Annotated in this window: 15 protein-coding genes; 11 read left to right on the top strand and 4 right to left on the bottom strand. The window is 58.8% G+C overall.

Annotated elements, in window-relative coordinates; translation table 11 throughout:
- Window positions 1–148 precede the first annotated feature (148 nt).
- The gene (locus BN77_RS18240; RefSeq protein ID WP_007534594.1) at window positions 149–922 is read left to right on the top strand and encodes an SOS response-associated peptidase; all 774 of its coding nucleotides are present in this window, start codon (window positions 149–151) and stop codon (window positions 920–922) included.
- Window positions 923–1,015: 93 nt separating this feature from the next.
- A complete protein-coding gene (gene ligD / locus BN77_RS18235; RefSeq protein WP_040677913.1) occupies window positions 1,016–2,059 on the top strand; it encodes a non-homologous end-joining DNA ligase in 1,044 nt (347 codons plus the stop codon).
- Window positions 2,060–2,295: 236 nt separating this feature from the next.
- On the opposite strand, the gene BN77_RS18230 is transcribed toward ligD, so the two are convergent.
- Both BN77_RS18230 and BN77_RS34415 read right to left on the bottom strand, forming a co-directional pair.
- Window positions 2,296–2,553, bottom strand: coding sequence for a hypothetical protein (locus BN77_RS18230; protein ID WP_007534590.1), 258 nt, complete (start codon window positions 2,551–2,553; stop codon window positions 2,296–2,298).
- A 329-nt stretch (window positions 2,554–2,882) separates the two neighbouring features.
- Window positions 2,883–3,542: a hypothetical protein gene (locus tag BN77_RS34415; RefSeq protein WP_007534588.1), complete on the bottom strand. Its 660-nt coding sequence runs from the start codon at window positions 3,540–3,542 to the stop codon at window positions 2,883–2,885.
- A gap of 416 nt (window positions 3,543–3,958) precedes the next feature.
- On the opposite strand from BN77_RS34415, the gene BN77_RS18220 reads away from it, so the two are divergent.
- From BN77_RS18220 to BN77_RS18210, 3 genes are all read left to right on the top strand, one after another.
- On the top strand, window positions 3,959–4,912 hold the full coding sequence (locus BN77_RS18220) for a C45 family autoproteolytic acyltransferase/hydrolase (RefSeq protein WP_040677383.1): 954 nt from the start codon (window positions 3,959–3,961) through the stop codon (window positions 4,910–4,912).
- A gap of 343 nt (window positions 4,913–5,255) precedes the next feature.
- The gene (locus BN77_RS18215; RefSeq protein ID WP_040677379.1) at window positions 5,256–5,489 is read left to right on the top strand and encodes a hypothetical protein; all 234 of its coding nucleotides are present in this window, start codon (window positions 5,256–5,258) and stop codon (window positions 5,487–5,489) included.
- A gap of 178 nt (window positions 5,490–5,667) precedes the next feature.
- Window positions 5,668–5,871, top strand: a complete 204-nt coding sequence (locus tag BN77_RS18210) for a heavy-metal-associated domain-containing protein (RefSeq protein WP_007534582.1) — start codon at window positions 5,668–5,670, stop codon at window positions 5,869–5,871.
- Window positions 5,872–5,911: 40 nt separating this feature from the next.
- On the opposite strand, the gene BN77_RS18205 is transcribed toward BN77_RS18210, so the two are convergent.
- On the bottom strand, window positions 5,912–7,378 hold the full coding sequence (locus tag BN77_RS18205) for a multicopper oxidase family protein (RefSeq protein ID WP_007534578.1): 1,467 nt from the start codon (window positions 7,376–7,378) through the stop codon (window positions 5,912–5,914).
- Between the two features lie 565 nt (window positions 7,379–7,943).
- Here BN77_RS18205 and BN77_RS18200 point away from each other — a divergent pair.
- Window positions 7,944–10,421, top strand: a complete 2,478-nt coding sequence (locus BN77_RS18200; protein ID WP_007534577.1) for a heavy metal translocating P-type ATPase — start codon at window positions 7,944–7,946, stop codon at window positions 10,419–10,421.
- 53 nt (window positions 10,422–10,474) lie between these two features.
- Window positions 10,475–10,945 (top strand): Cu(I)-responsive transcriptional regulator, encoded by a 471-nt coding sequence (gene cueR / locus BN77_RS18195; RefSeq protein WP_007534575.1) that lies wholly within the window; start codon window positions 10,475–10,477, stop codon window positions 10,943–10,945.
- A 4-nt stretch (window positions 10,946–10,949) separates the two neighbouring features.
- Here cueR and BN77_RS18190 read toward each other — a convergent pair whose 3' ends face one another.
- Window positions 10,950–11,480, bottom strand: coding sequence for a cytochrome c (locus BN77_RS18190; protein WP_007534573.1), 531 nt, complete (start codon window positions 11,478–11,480; stop codon window positions 10,950–10,952).
- Between the two features lie 160 nt (window positions 11,481–11,640).
- Here BN77_RS18190 and BN77_RS18185 point away from each other — a divergent pair, with 160 nt between their 5' ends.
- The 4 genes from BN77_RS18185 (at window position 11,641) to BN77_RS18170 (ending at window position 14,888) form a co-directional block, all read left to right on the top strand.
- Window positions 11,641–11,955: a hypothetical protein gene (locus BN77_RS18185; protein WP_007534571.1), complete on the top strand. Its 315-nt coding sequence runs from the start codon at window positions 11,641–11,643 to the stop codon at window positions 11,953–11,955.
- A gap of 115 nt (window positions 11,956–12,070) precedes the next feature.
- Window positions 12,071–14,197, top strand: a complete 2,127-nt coding sequence (locus tag BN77_RS18180; protein ID WP_425280239.1) for a copper-transporting P-type ATPase — start codon at window positions 12,071–12,073, stop codon at window positions 14,195–14,197.
- The gene (locus BN77_RS18175) at window positions 14,194–14,382 is read left to right on the top strand and encodes a DUF2933 domain-containing protein (protein WP_007534566.1); all 189 of its coding nucleotides are present in this window, start codon (window positions 14,194–14,196) and stop codon (window positions 14,380–14,382) included. The genes BN77_RS18180 and BN77_RS18175 overlap by 4 nt, the downstream gene beginning before the upstream one ends.
- Window positions 14,382–14,888, top strand: coding sequence for an SRPBCC family protein (locus BN77_RS18170; protein WP_007534563.1), 507 nt, complete (start codon window positions 14,382–14,384; stop codon window positions 14,886–14,888). The genes BN77_RS18175 and BN77_RS18170 overlap by 1 nt, the downstream gene beginning before the upstream one ends.
- Window positions 14,889–14,898 lie beyond the last annotated feature (10 nt).

Below are 14,898 nucleotides of genomic sequence, written 5' to 3'. Positions count from 1 at the left end.
GACTTTAGACCGCAAACAACTAAGGGATGCTTTCAATAGCAACTGGCGCCTGAAGTCGAACAGGGCTGATACCGTTATCCGATTGATGCCTTGAATGTTCATCCAGGATATCGGAGGTTCGGTTCGGGAACAGGGAGATGACTGGCGCATGTGTAATCTCTACCGGATGGATGATCGCGACTGGGTCAACAAATGGGCGCAGGATGCCGAAAGCCTGATCAACCTGATGCCGGCCTACCAGATCAATCCCGATCAGTGGGCACCCGTGATCCGAAATACCGCCTATGGCAAAAGGCAGCTTGCAAACTGCCGTTGGGGCCTTCCCTCTCCGCCATATATGCAGAGGAAGGCGGCTGAAGCCCGAGCCGAAAAACTAAGGAAGAAGGGCGTTCCGATTGACATGGACGAAATTCTGCGGATGGAACCGGATGGCGGCGTAACGAACATCCGAAATCTGACTTTACCCCATTGGAAGCGCTGGTTCGGTGTACAACACAGATGCCTCGTGCCCGTGACAACCTTCGCGGAGCCGGACCCGGCGAGCAAAGAAGACGGCGGAAAGACCCCGAACGCCTGGTTCTCCGCTGGCCCCGACAAACCGCTGATGTTCTTCGCGGGCCTATGGGTGCCTCAGTGGAAGAGTGTGCGCAAGGTCAAGGATGGCCTGACGACTGACGACCTCTACGCTATCCTGACAACCGAACCCAACGACATCGTCCGGCCGGTACACGAGAAGGCGATGCCCGTTCTTTTGCAGTCTCGTGAGGAGACTGAAATCTGGATGCACGCTCCCTGGGAGGAAGCCCAAAAGCTGGCCCGACCACTTCCGAATGATCGCATCGTGATCACATCGCGAGAACCTTACGGCTCCACCATTGTGAGCAAGACAGGCGAGCCTCTCGAGCATCCGATGGTGCTCTAACGCAACCCCACCGGGACCTGATGAAAAGCATTAGCGCGCCTACAACCGAAAGATGGAGTGGATTCAACCGGCCTTCTCTGGCGTAATGAAGACATGGCAAAGTCCCCGCCTTCCAAGCCGTTGGTCGCATCCGAGGAACCGGTTCGTAGCAGATCTCGGAAGCCTCGCGATCCGTCGCAGCCGCGCCTTCCCCTCGATCCGATGCCATCGCGTGTCGAACCCTGCCTTGCCCTCAGCAAGCAGAGACCACCGAGAGGCGACGAATGGACCTACGAGATCAAGTGGGACGGCTATCGTATCTGTGCCCACCTTGAGAGCGGACGTGTGCGAATCCTGACGCGTGGCGGTCACGACTGGACGCATCGGTTTCCAGCCATCGAGGACGGCGTCAAGCGCTTGGGTGTCGGAACCGCGATCCTCGACGGTGAAGCGGTGGTGCTCGATGAGTTTGGCCGTCCGGACTTCGGCAGACTGCAACAGTCGCTCGGCGGACGGCTTGGAAAAAGGTTGTCGGACGTCGCGATCATGATGGCATTCGATCTTCTCTACTTCGACGGCCACGACATTCGCAGCCTGGAACTTTCGGCGCGGCGCTACTTCCTAAAATCCCTGCTGCGCGACGAAGATGGTGCGGTGCGTCTGTCGGAGGAGATCGACGGCGACGGCAACGAAATCTTCGAAGCTGCCCGCGAGCATGGGCTCGAAGGCATCATCGCCAAGAACAAAGACAGCACCTACGCGTCCGGCCGCACCGGCGACTGGATCAAGGTGAAGACCACGCAGAGCGACAGCTTCATCATCGCCGGGTACGAACTGTCCGGCGTTGCGCGCGCAGGCATCGGCAGTCTCGTCCTTGCCGCTCGCAAAGGAAATGATTTCGTTTACGTCGGCTCGGTCGGGACCGGTTTCAATGAACAGAACGCCGAGCAACTCCGCAGGATGCTCGATCGATTGAAACGAAAACGTCCATCCGTCGACTATTCAGGTCGAGGAAAAAATCTCGTCTGGGTTCAGCCCACGCTCATCGCTGAAATTGAGTATCGTGCCTGGACGCACGATGGGAAGCTTCGGGCGGCCTCCTACAAGGGGTTGCGGGACATTCAGGACAACGCGGCCATCTACGAGATCGAAACCTAGCAACACTTCGGCCCATAGCAGTCAACGAAATATCAAAGCTGGTCGGGTTCTCGACGCTTCCGTGGCCTTGTTACCGCCCACGTGCAACTTCGCGACGCACGCAACGATTGCCGGGACGGTGATCATTTGATTTCCGACATACGTCCACCCTTTCCAACGGCCACAAGATAGAAACCGCTATGTGGACGCACTCGGGATGACGGCGTGAATAGCGCTATGGGCGCCGCTATTCCTGCCTAGCGATCGGCGCCATCCGTCTGGGCAGCCGGCCAATCGTTCGAGGGCTCGTCCACGACATCACGTAGAGAAGCCGCGGCAGCTCGATCTCCAACGTGGTCCGGCTCCCTCCGGAGCCGCTCCACGGTAGCGGCGATCGCGTTGATTATTTCTTGTTGTTTCACTCCGACGTCAACATACCTGCCGATAAGCTCAAGCAGGCGCAGTTCAAGGTCGGTGCGCCAAGTCGATGGGTCGGGCTCAGTTGAATTGTCCATCGCGCATACCTCAGCGGGAGAGACGACGCCACGTCTTCAGCAAGCTGGTGCTGGGAGAGCGGGAGAAACCCTTCTGCTCATTCAGTGCCCCAGCTGATCTCGCCAAGTCTTCCCCCGGCTTGGCTAAGAACACTATTATCTAACGCTTTCGGCCCAATGCATGCAAGTTCATGGAATCCAGGACCAGCATTCGAGTGGGGAGGCCCCAAGGTCTTGGTGACCGTGTGGCGTCCGGAGAATTCAGAGCTTCCCCGGAGCTGAACGCGAAGATGGGTCCGTAGAGTGGCCATGTCCCGGACCAAGCTAGCGGCCAATCGCCTGCCTGCCCCCTATTCGTCAGGCGTTTTGGGAGCGGACTTCTCCAACGACGCGCGGATTTGGTCGATCTTTCCGTTGGCATCTCCAACGCCAAGGATGGTCTTGGCTTGATTAAGAACAGCGGGGCTGACCTCGCCCGTCTTGGTTGCCGAGGCCAGCGCATCCTCCAAAGCCTCATCCCCGAGGATCGGATCATCGACAGACGGCTCAGTTCCATTGTCGATTTCATATTGGGCATAGGCCATCGCATAAGCGGCAATCGCCGTCATTCGCGGGTCTGAGGTGTGCATGTAGGCCTTGTAGCTCCGGTTCAGGGAGTTCAGGCCTGCAAGCTGCGCCGAGGCATTCTTTTCCTTGGTGACCGTTCCCACCATGTCAGTCTTCGGTGACTGGGACTTGCTGCCAGCCTCCCCGGACTTGCCCTTGACGGCACCTTGAGACTTGTGGCTGCCTTGGTTGTCGCTGCCATCGCTGCTGCTTCCACCGCCATTTCCGCCGCCATGGCCTCCGCCATTGCCGCCGCCATTGCCTCCGCCATTGCCGCCACCATTGCCTCCGCCATTGCCGCCATCTTTGGCTATGGCGGAGATATTGACGCCGGCAATCGTCATAGGGCTCACGGCAACAGCGAGGGAAAGAGCCACCACAGACGCCAAGGTTGAAATACGCATTGCTTTCTCCAAACAGATCAAAATGTCGAGCCAATCGACATACGCAGTCGATGAAACTCGGCTGGCTGAGTCGGAAGTTAGACAGTGGACGTGGATCGCACATCGGGCGGAGGTCCAACATCGATCGGACCATAGTCTTATGGCGCCTGATATCATCAGCAAATGCGAAGAGCTTAGGAACGCGATCTCTCACCCCATCGCGTCTTGTCGGGTTGGTCCCTCCGACAACGACAATCGAGACCCGAATTTACGCACGACGCCTCACCGATTTCGTCAACATCATGCGGTCTGGGGGGGGGCCGCTGATCGGTCTTCATTGACACTATCGTGTCCGGTGCCGCGCCTATGTCTCCTCTTAAATATCGCGCCAGCTCGGCTTGCCACTCAAGGGGAGCGGTTCCTATACTCCTGTTGCTATGGACAAGACGTTCGTCACAGCAAGGGAGGATAGGCCTGGGAAAGCGTGGCTGTCCCGGTTCGTCGAAGGGCGAGCGGAGGCCGAGAAGTGGTATTTCGGTCAAACACGGTCATCTTCGCCATCCGCTAAAGACTGCCGTGCCGCCTTGCGGCAGCATATGCCCGAGTTGATGCCATACTATGAGAGCGCATGTGCCCATGTCGGAGATGATGAGGTGGCGCATCGGATGCTCAGTCACTACCGACCCGCACCGGAACGCTTTGGCTGCAGTCAGGCTGTCTGGCTGGGAAGCGAAGGGCCCGCATTGGTCCGGAACTTCGACTATCCCCCTGATGTCGTTTCGGATCGTTTTGAGCTGTCAGCATGGTCGCAACTGCGGGTCATCGCCAAGGCGCAGCGACCATGGGGAGGTTGTGTAGACGGCATGAATGAGGATGGACTGGTCGCCAGCGTCACTCTCGGCGGGAGCCGCGCTCAGGGCGTCGGGTTCTCGATTATCCTGGTAATCCGTTACATCCTTGAAACTTGTCGTCGGCTTGACCAGGCCGTTGAAGCGCTATGCCGAATACCGGTCGCACTTCCACAAAACGTCACCGTCCTCGACCGCTCGGGCAGCTATGCCACCCTATTCCTCGGCCCTCACCAGCGGCCGATCATTACGCGCCTGAAGGCATGCACGAACCATCAGCGGACCATCAGGCCCTCATCGTCTTCAGTGGCGCGACAGCTTGTTATTAATCAAGCGCTGGAGCAACCGTCCATGTCGCTTTCACGGCTGACCGATCTTTTTCTTCTGCCGCCCTTGTACTCCAACAGCGGTTCGTCCCCAACTCTCTACACGTCCATTTACCGACCTGCAGAAGGACGAGTGGATTATGTCTGGCCAGGCAAACGTTGGACCCAAACGTTCCAGGACTTCCGAGAAGGCTCGTACACACATAGCTTTGCGTAGCTTTCAGGTGATGGCCTCATATGGTGCAAGCAGGTGTGTTGCCTCCTGGTCCCTTGCCGACGAACTCCCCTGGTGCGCGGTCGTTCCTGAACAACGAGCTGGCGGTAGGTGGCTTGGATATTGATCCCTAGCCAACGTTGCTCAAGAAACCCCTCAGGCGACCAACCTGGAAAGCGACGGGCGACTGTCCGCCACACCGGCCATACTTTGTTCGTTGTCCAGCCGTGACATCGCCGTGAATGCCGCCAACAGGATACTTATTGTCGTTATTTCGATACCTGACATTTGGGGCGCGCCTAAGGTTCACGCTCTGCAAACAGACTACGAATCGATTGGACTGAGCATGAGAGCCTCGGAATACAGGGCTGCGGTTGCCGTCACAGGTTTGAGTACCGCAGATATCGAACAGCTGTTCGAAGTCGATCTGGCAACGCATCAGGCTTTGGCCGCCGGCGATCTGGCGGTTCCCCCGGCCGTTGCGCTCAGCCTGCTGCTCATGTTGGTGACGAATACCAACGCCAAAAGCGCTCGCATTCTCGTGGCCGCCAATCATCCCTCCAGGTCGAAAGCTGCTTAAAAGCGGCAATGGCGCCGGTCGCCGCCAGACACATGAAAGCTCGACGTTTTAAGCTCATCATTCCGGGCTGTCATCTCGGGGCCATAGCCTTGCCTCGTCCCGAAAGTGTTGGCTCCTCTTGACCTTCCCATCCTGGGAAGCCCCACATGTTGCTTGTTCCTTGAACTGGAGACCTTCAATGTACGAATTCAGCATCCAGAATATGACATGCGGCCACTGCGCGGGCACGGTAGAAAAGGCAATCAAAGCCACCGATCCGACTGCGCTGGCCAAGGTCGACCTGCCGACCCGAACTGCGAAGGTGGAAACCACCGTCGACCCCGCAACCATTGCGGCAGCCATCGAGAATGCCGGATATCCGAACAGCTTCAAGTCGCTTTAGGACTTCGCGGGGGCCGCCTTCGCAGCCCCCTGCTCCGCCTTCAGGCTTGGTATGCCACATAGGTCATCATGCCGCTCGCCATGTGGTAGAGGTGATGGCAGTGGAACGGCCAGTGGCCCGGATTGTCGGCATCGAAGGCGATGGTGACCTTGGACATCATCGGTAACAAGACGGTATCGCGGATCGCTCCGTTTATCGCCCGGCCGTTGACACCGACGACCTGGAACTTGTGGCCGTGTAGATGCATCGGGTGTGACATCATCGACATGTTGCTGATGGCGACTTCAACGCGGTTACCGACGGCAACATCAAGCGCGTCCCCTTGAATGCTCCAATTGTATGTCGCCATGTCTCCAGTCAGAGCGACCCCGTACGACCGAGGGGACCGACGATCCCCAGCGGGCTTCAGCGGACGCAGGCCCTGTTCGAGATCAAGGCCGAGCACCGGACCGTCCTCATCACCGACGGTGGCAACCCTTGAGACCTTCGCACCAGGCGTTGCGAGGACAAAGCCGGTCCGTTGACGAGCGCCTTCGCGAAGCGCAAGGACCGGGAAGCTGCCGCCTTCCTTTGGAATCTCAACGACAATATCGAGACGTTGGCCCATCGTGGCCGGAAACCGCCGTCCCCGAACCGGCTCGATATCGTGGCCGTCGACGGCAACGAGCGTTGCGTCTATTCCGCCAGTGTCGATGGTGAAGCCCGTGGAAGTCGCGCCGTTGATCAATCGGATTCGAACCCGACCGCCCTTCTCGACCCGGAAGACTTCGGGATCATCCAGCGTGCGGTCATTGGCAAGGTAGGCATCATATTCGATGTCGTTGATGTCCATTCCCGCCATCGCCGTTCCATGGCCCATCGACATGTTGCCCATATCCATCTTCATGGAACCGCCGGACATGTTCATCATTGCCCCCATGTCATGCCCCGACATGTCCATGTCTCCGCTGCCCTTGCCTTTCAGTGCGGCAAGCAATTCCTCGGGGGATTTGAACGAGAAGTCATGCAGGAGAACGACGACCTCCTGCTCGTCGCGCTTCTTGTCGTCCGCGGTGTGGACGATCAACGGCGCAGCAAGGAGGTTCTGCTCCAGGAGCGTGTGGGCGTGCATCCAGTGGGTTCCACCGTATGCAAGGGGGAAGTTATAGTGCCGGCTTTCGCCGGGTGTGATCAGGGCGGCGGGATTGTCCGGTACGCCGTCCTGGTCCCACGGCGGTGTCAGCCCATGCCAGTGGATCAGTGTCGGTGCGTCGATCTGACTAGAAAGCTCGACATCAAAAGGCGCTTCGGCATCGAGTATTAGTCCTGGCGAGCCATCTGGCCGCGTCAGGCCGAACACGCTCGCCGGTTTTCCATTCACCTCGATGGTTCTCTTGACGATTTTCAGCTTCTGGGCTGATCCAGTAACCGCTGTGTTCCCGGCGCTGGCTTGGGTGACGATAGGATTGACAAGGGCATAAGCGGCGGCCCCAGCCAATGTGCGGGTAAGAAATTCGCGTCTGTACATATTCGTTGTCCGGTTTCGAGAGTTGGGCGCAATGCGACCGTGAAGAAACGTCAGACAGCAAGACGGGGCGGATCGAGCCCGGGCGGTACCGATTGTCCCGTCAACGGCGAGACCTGTAGAAAATAGACGGCAGGGTTGGATAGGAGCAGGAACTCGGAGGCTCCAGAGGTCAAAGGCGTCGCACATATCGAACAAATCGAGGCGCAACAGTTTCCGGCGGGCAAATGCGACGGTTCGGAATGTCGGTGGGCATGGACCGCCATCGCAGCGGGATGATCCTCTGCCATAAGGTGCGTAGGAGTTGGAGGATCGGCGCATGGCGCAGCATGTGCAGCTGCAAACGGCGCGAAGGCCAAAACGATGGCCAGGATGACCATCGTGGCGAAACGCATCAATGCTCGATCAAAATTCGCTGCCATGCCATCCAGCTTATTATGGATCCGCTACCAGAGTAAACGCGAATGCGTGTGCGGCGTTGATCTTTATCAAACAGGTGAAAGAAGGCCCTTGACCTTCCCATCATGGGAAGGATTACCTATCTGTGCAGTGAAATGAGGATTCTTCCATGACTGCGCTATCCCAGTTCGAAAAAAGCCTGGCACAGCCTATCCCGACCGAGTTTGAAGTCGAGGGCATGTCGTGCGCATCCTGCGTCGTGCGCGTAGAGAAGGCGATCAAGGCTCTCCCCGGAGTGAACAGCGCATCTGTCAATCTCGCAACTGAACGCGCCAGCGTGACATTCAAGGACGTTGTTGATCCGGGCTCGGTCTTACGCGCCATCGAAGAAGCAGGCTATCAGGTCAAGGTCGATACGGAGGAGTTTGGCATCGAGGGAATGACCTGCGCTTCCTGTGTTGCGCGTGTGGAAAAGGTACTGAAGGCTGTGCCAGGCGTCATCGGTGCGTCGGTGAACCTTGCGACCGAGCGGGTGACCGTCCGTGTGGCCGCTGGTGCTGTGCAGACACAGACGCTTGAAGCTGCCGTGAGGAATGCCGGATATGAAGTCCGCCGCCTGCAACCGACGCATACCCCGGAAGCCAAAGACCATCGAGCCGCCGAAATCTCCAAGCTCAAGGCCAAGCTTGCGGTAGCCGCAACGTTGACCTTGCCGCTCTTCCTGCTGGAAATGGGGTCTCACTTCATCCCCGCGGTCCATAATCTGATCACGGACACGATCGGCATGCGGAACAATCTCTACCTGCAGTTCGTGCTCGCAACCATCGTCCTGTTCGGACCGGGCTTTCGATTCTTCCAGAAGGGCGTTCCGAACCTTCTGCGTTGGGCGCCTGATATGAACTCTTTGGTCGTCCTCGGAACGACGGCGGCGTGGCTGTATTCGGTCGTGGCGACCTTCGCTCCGGGCTTGCTGCCATCCGGTACCGTCAATGTCTACTACGAAGCAGCAGCCGTAATTGTGACCTTGATCCTGCTAGGACGCTTCCTTGAAGCTCGGGCCAAGGGAAGAACGAGCCACGCCATCAAGCGACTGATCGGACTGCAGGCAAAGACCGCCTTCGTTTCGCGCAACGGTGAGTTTGTCAAAACGCGGATTGAAGATGTGGTTGTCGGCGATATCATCCGCATCCGACCAGGCGAGAGGGTTCCTGTTGATGGTCTGGTCGTGAGCGGAAGCTCGTACGTCGATCAGTCGATGATCACGGGCGAGCCGATCCCCGTTGAAAAGGCGGCCGACTGCGAAGTCGTCGGCGGCACGGTCAACACCCACGGCACCTTCACCTTCCAGGCGACCAAGGTAGGCAGCGACACCCTTTTGGCGCAGATCATCAAGATGGTCGAAGCCGCACAAGGGTCAAAACTGCCGATTCAGGCCTTGGTCGACAAGGTTACAGCCTGGTTCGTCCCGGCGGTCATCCTCGCTGCAGCGATCACGTTCCTCGCCTGGTATCTGCTCGGTCCGTCGCCCGCATTGAGCTTTGCGCTCATCAACGCGGTGGCCGTTCTGATCATCGCGTGCCCCTGCGCCATGGGTCTGGCGACGCCGACCTCGATCATGGTCGGAACAGGACGTGCGGCCGAACTCGGCATCCTGTTCCGGAAGGGTGAGGCGCTGCAAAGCCTTCGGGACGCCGATGTCGTCGCTCTCGACAAAACCGGAACCCTGACGAAGGGACGGCCCGAACTGACCGACATCGACGTCATAGATGGATATGCTGAAATTGAGGTCCTGCAACTTGTCGCCAGCCTCGAGACCTTTTCGGAACATCCCATTGCCAGTGCGCTTGTTGCAGCCGCGTTGGAACGAGACATCCATGTTCTCCCTGTCATCGAGTTCCGGGCGAACCCCGGCTTCGGTATCGAAGGTTCGGTGAACGGTCGCAAGGTCCTCGTCGGTGCTGACCGTGCCCTTGCCAAAGCTGGGATCGACATTGGCAGGTTCCACGAGAAAGCGGCCGTACTCGCAAAACAGGGGAAGAGCCCGCTCTATGCGGCTATTGATGGCAACCTCGCCGCCATTATTGCCGTCTCCGACCCCGTCAAGGATACGACGCCGGCGGCCATCGGCGCGCTGCACGCGCTCGGCCTGAAGGTCGCGATGATTACAGGCGACAACAAACGGACAGCTGACGCCATTGCCCACCAGCTCGGAATTGACGAGGTCGTCGCCGAGGTGCTGCCAGACGGCAAGGTTGAGGCCGTGAACCGCCTGCGGACCGGGGGGCGCAAGGTCGCCTTCATCGGCGACGGCATCAATGACGCACCCGCTTTGACCGAAGCCGATGTCGGCCTTGCTATCGGCACTGGAACGGACATTGCTATCGAAAGCGCGGACGTCGTCCTGATGTCTGGCGACCTTAACGGTGTTCCCAAGGCCATCGCTTTCAGCAAGGTGACGATCCGAAATATCAAGCAGAACCTCTTTTGGGCCTTTGCCTATAATGTCAGCCTGATCCCGGTGGCCGCGGGCGTACTCTACCCCGTGAACGGCACGTTGATGTCGCCGGTTTTTGCTGCTGCGGCAATGGCTATGTCCAGCGTCGTCGTCCTCGGAAACGCGCTGCGCCTGCGCTCCGTAAACCCATAACGAATGCGAAGCGGCTGCTCTCGCCGGGAGCAGCCCGTCTAAGGAGATTGAACATGAATATCGGACAGGCATCCAAGGCGAGCGGCGTGTCGGCGAAGATGATCCGGTACTACGAGCAGATCAAGCTGATCACGCCAGCGCAGCGGACGGAATCGAGCTACCGTACCTACACGGACAATGACATCCATACACTGTGCTTCATTCGCCGCGCCCGCGATCTCGGTTTCTCTGTGGAGCAGATGAAAACCCTTTTGGCGCTGTGGCGTGATCGCTCGAGGGCGAGTGCTGACGTCAAGACCATCGCCATGGAACACATCGCCGAGCTGGAGCGGAAAGCTGCCGCCCTTAAGGCAATGACGGAGACCTTGAAGCATCTTGCGAACCACTGCCACGGTGATGAGCGGCCGGACTGCCCGATTATCGAGGAGTTCGCCAACGCAAGCGATGGGGATGAGGTTCCCGCAACAATGAACGGCCGGTTCGGCCTTAACGGCATCAAGCCCGATCAGCCGACGCGGCGCTGAACGCTTACTCGCGGTATCGGGAGTGACAGGTCGTGCAGGTCTGCAACATCAGATGGAACGCGTGCTCAGCCGGGATCGAAGCCAGCTGTGCCTCGCTTTGAACGTGCGTGCCGAGCGGTCCGCCGCCCATCGGCTCGCCGGGTCTCATTCGCATGCTGTCGGTCATTGCCGCCGGATTCTTTTCGGCATCGACTGCCAGTGCTGCCGCATAGGTCTTGAGATCATTCGCCAGACGGTCGAAACGGTCGCGTTCATCAATGATGTTGCGCTTCGCCTTTGAGGCCGCAGATGCAGTTTCCGCCGGGAAGTGGTCGATCAGGGTCTGGCCTGCCTTGTCCCGAATGAGCTCGGCTGCCCACTTGAAATCCGGGGAAGAGTACGTTGAAGGCTTCGCGAACATACCCGCAATGGATTTCACGGCGGCGGCAATGGCCTTCATATCTGCCTGTCGCACAGTCACAATGTCGTCTGCGCAAGCCCCGGCCGATGTGAGAGTTACAAAAATTGCTGACCCGACAATAATCGCGGACTTCATGGTATCCTTTCGTTCAGCACTACATCCTAGCGAACCCGGAAGGCTGCCGCGACCTGAATTTGATCAAGATCAATGTCTGATTTTACATCTCAGCTATCCAGAGACATTGGCGAGATTCAGCCCCATTCGGTTTATCTACGAGGATCAAGGTCGGAAAGTCATGGTCGCGGTTCTCATCGCAATCCTGCTCTTCCTTTCCCCTGTGATGCCAGGCTTCACAGCCGTGTCCTCTGATTTATTCCATGCAGAGATTTCGGCCGTCGAAATTGCCCACGAGGACTGCGACGATTCAAAGCCACACACCGCGCCTGGCCAATGCTGCGCGCTGCAGTGCCTGGTATTTGTTGCGCAAGCGGCTCCGACCGAAGTCCGTCACGTCCAAAGTTTCGTTGACGTCGCCTACCGTCAACGCGACGACCACCTGGTCGGCATCATCTTCCCGCCGTCTCTCGGACCACCCCGTGCCGCAGCCTGATCAATTCGAGCGTGGCCAAGCTCGGCTGCGCGAAAGGCAACGGAAAAACATGGAGTGTCCCGTGACATCGCTACATCATCACAGCCACGAACACACGGCGGCATCACCGCCTCCAATGACAACCGGCGAGCCGGTGATCTATACCTGTCCCATGCATCCGCAGATACGACAGCCCGGCCCAGGGAACTGCCCGATCTGCGGCATGACTCTCGAACCCGAAGTCGTCACGACGGAGACAGGGCCAAGCGCCGAGCTGATCGATATGCAGCGCCGGTTCTGGATCGGCCTGGTGCTCTCGTTACCGGTTCTGGCGCTGGAAATGGGCGGCCACCTCACGAACCTGCACATGCTTTTCGATGCACAAACGTCCAACTGGGCGCAGCTGGTTCTCTCCACCCCTGTCGTGCTTTGGGCTGGTTGGCCATTCTTCCAACGAGGGTGGCAATCCCTGGTGAGCCGTCACCTCAACATGTTCACCCTGATCGCGATGGGAACCGGGGTCGCCTGGATCTACAGTGCGGTTGCAACCGTGGTCCCAGCCGTGTTCCCCGAAACGGTTCGTTCCAGCGATGGTGCGGTCGCGGTCTACTTCGAAGCCGCCGCAGTCATTACCGTCCTCGTACTGCTGGGTCAGGTTCTGGAGCTTCGGGCCCGGGAGCAGACGGGAGGAGCGATCCGGGCCCTCCTCGATCTCGCCCCAAAGATGGCGCGGCGTGTCAAAGCGGACGGCTCCGACGAAGATGTCGGCCTGGATGTCATTGCCGTCGGGGATCGGCTGCGCGTTCGCCCTGGCGAGAAGGTACCGGTCGACGGCGTCCTTCTCGAAGGCAAAAGCTCGGTCGATGAGTCCATGATCACGGGCGAGTCGATGCCAGTCACCAAGGAAGTCGGCTCGAAGCTGATCGGTGGCACCATGAACCAGACCGGCGGCTTTGTCATGGAAACCGGAAAGGTCGGCCACGACACCATGCTCTCCCAGATCGTGCGGATGGTCGCCGAAGCCCAGCGCTCGCGAGCGCCGATCCAGCGCCTGGCTGACCAGGTATCGGGTTGGTTCGTGCCGGTCGTCATCATCATTGCCGTCATCGCCTTCGGCGCATGGTTCCTCGTCGGCCCGGAGCCGCGATTTGCCCACGGGCTGGTCGCTGCCGTGGCCGTCCTGATCATCGCGTGCCCCTGCGCCCTTGGCCTTGCGACGCCAATGTCGATCATGGTGGGCGTCGGACGCGGCGCGAGACTGGGGGTTCTGATCAAGAATGCCGAAGCGCTGGAGCACCTCGAAAAGGTCGATACCCTCGTGGTCGACAAGACCGGTACGCTCACCGAAGGTCGACCGAAACTCACAGCAATCTTTACTGATCAGGGCTTCTCGGAAGACGAGGTACTGAGGCTTGCCGCAAGCATCGAACGCTCCAGCGAGCATCCCCTTGCGCATGCCGTCGTAATCGCGGCAAAGGAACGCAATCTCGCGCTTTCAGATGCGCAAGACTTCGACAGTCCTGTCGGCAAAGGCGTGATCGGAACGATCGACGGCAAGAAGCTCATTTTAGGCAGTCACCGGATTATGGACGATTCCAAAATCGATGTGACTGCTTTGACCATTCGCGCCGAGGAACTGCGAGGCGAAGGGGCGACAGTTATCTTCCTGGCAGTTGACAGGAAGCTCGCAGGACTCCTGGCGATCGCCGACCCCATCAAGGCAACGACGCCCCAAGCAGTCCAGCAATTGGTCCAGGAGGGTGTGCGCATTGTCATGCTGACAGGCGATAACAAGACGACCGCAGCCGCCGTTGCCCGCAAGCTCGGGATTTCCAGGATCGAGGCCGAAGTCCTACCCGAAGATAAGAGCAAGATCGTCTCGCGACTGTGGAGCGAAGGTCGCACGGTTGCCATGGCGGGTGATGGCGTCAACGATGCACCAGCACTTGCTGCAGCCGACGTCGGTATCGCCATGGGCACTGGAACTGACGTCGCTATCGAGAGCGCCGGTGTCACCCTGCTCAAGGGCGATCTTCAGGGGATTGTCAGGGCACGACAGCTGAGCCGCGCGACGATGCGCAATATCCGCCAGAATCTGTTCTTCGCGTTCATCTACAACGCCGCCGGCGTGCCGATTGCAGCGGGCGCTCTCTACCCAACCTTTGGAATACTTCTCTCTCCCATCATTGCAGCCGCCGCCATGGCACTCTCGTCCGTGAGCGTCGTCGGCAATTCCCTCAGACTTAGAAGGATCGGCCTATGAACTCGCGCACCTGGATACTGATGGCGGCATCGCTTGGCATAATCGCAGTGTTCTTCGTGCTGCGGGAGCATTGGTCGCACGCCCTTGGCGTCGCTCCGTACCTTCTGCTTTTGGCATGTCCACTGATGCACCTGTTCCACGGTCACGGTGGTCACAAAGGCCATGATCACAAGGACGGCGCGTGATGACCTACGAGGCGTCCGCGACAAGTACCATTGACCTGCTGGCTCCGCCTCAGCAGGTCTTCGCATTCCTCGACGATCCATCCGTGATCGGAGCCCACATGGAGCGACCGACGCTGATGATGCTCGGTGGCACCATGGAATACGAGGTCGATGAGGGAAAGGGAGAAACGGTCGGCTCCATAATCAGGATGCGCGGAAGGTTCTTAGGTAACAGGCTATTTGTGGAGGAGATCGTCACCGAGCGGGAACCGCCCTGGCGAAAATCATGGCAAACGCTCGGCCGCCCGAAACTGCTGGTCATCGATTCCTATCACATGGACTTCGCAATTAAGCCTATCTCGGAGGGCTCCCGCGTGGTCGTGAAAATCCAATATTCGTATTCCCGCAGCCCACTGGGCAGCTGGCTCGGCTCGCTTCCGGCGAGAGCATATGCAAAGTGGTGCGTATCGAAAATGACGTCAGAGGCTGGAAACCACTTCGCCCAATCCCGACGGATCGGTGATTAGCGGGAGGGCC

This window comes from Rhizobium mesoamericanum STM3625 (assembly GCF_000312665.1).
GTDB lineage: Bacteria > Pseudomonadota > Alphaproteobacteria > Rhizobiales > Rhizobiaceae > Rhizobium > Rhizobium mesoamericanum.
Note: the sequence above shows the minus strand (reverse complement) of the source record. Positions and strands in the feature narration are given on the sequence as shown.

What these genes read in the sequence shown, in the direction of transcription:
- BN77_RS18210 (WP_007534582.1), top strand. Translation starts at nt 5,668, where the DNA reads ATGTACGAATTCAGCATCCAGAATATGACATGCGGCCACTGCGCGGGC.
- ligD (WP_040677913.1), top strand. Translation starts at nt 1,016, where the DNA reads ATGGCAAAGTCCCCGCCTTCCAAGCCGTTGGTCGCATCCGAGGAACCG.
- BN77_RS18180 (WP_425280239.1), top strand. Translation starts at nt 12,071, where the DNA reads ATGACAACCGGCGAGCCGGTGATCTATACCTGTCCCATGCATCCGCAG.
- cueR (WP_007534575.1), top strand. Translation starts at nt 10,475, where the DNA reads ATGAATATCGGACAGGCATCCAAGGCGAGCGGCGTGTCGGCGAAGATG.
- BN77_RS18240 (WP_007534594.1), top strand. Translation starts at nt 149, where the DNA reads ATGTGTAATCTCTACCGGATGGATGATCGCGACTGGGTCAACAAATGG.
- BN77_RS18175 (WP_007534566.1), top strand. Translation starts at nt 14,194, where the DNA reads ATGAACTCGCGCACCTGGATACTGATGGCGGCATCGCTTGGCATAATC.
- BN77_RS18185 (WP_007534571.1), top strand. Translation starts at nt 11,641, where the DNA reads ATGGTCGCGGTTCTCATCGCAATCCTGCTCTTCCTTTCCCCTGTGATG.
- BN77_RS18220 (WP_040677383.1), top strand. Translation starts at nt 3,959, where the DNA reads ATGGACAAGACGTTCGTCACAGCAAGGGAGGATAGGCCTGGGAAAGCG.
- BN77_RS18190 (WP_007534573.1), bottom strand. Translation starts at nt 11,480, where the DNA reads ATGAAGTCCGCGATTATTGTCGGGTCAGCAATTTTTGTAACTCTCACA.
- BN77_RS18230 (WP_007534590.1), bottom strand. Translation starts at nt 2,553, where the DNA reads ATGGACAATTCAACTGAGCCCGACCCATCGACTTGGCGCACCGACCTT.
- BN77_RS18170 (WP_007534563.1), top strand. Translation starts at nt 14,382, where the DNA reads ATGACCTACGAGGCGTCCGCGACAAGTACCATTGACCTGCTGGCTCCG.
- BN77_RS18200 (WP_007534577.1), top strand. Translation starts at nt 7,944, where the DNA reads ATGACTGCGCTATCCCAGTTCGAAAAAAGCCTGGCACAGCCTATCCCG.
- BN77_RS18205 (WP_007534578.1), bottom strand. Translation starts at nt 7,378, where the DNA reads ATGTACAGACGCGAATTTCTTACCCGCACATTGGCTGGGGCCGCCGCT.
- BN77_RS18215 (WP_040677379.1), top strand. Translation starts at nt 5,256, where the DNA reads ATGAGAGCCTCGGAATACAGGGCTGCGGTTGCCGTCACAGGTTTGAGT.
- BN77_RS34415 (WP_007534588.1), bottom strand. Translation starts at nt 3,542, where the DNA reads ATGCGTATTTCAACCTTGGCGTCTGTGGTGGCTCTTTCCCTCGCTGTT.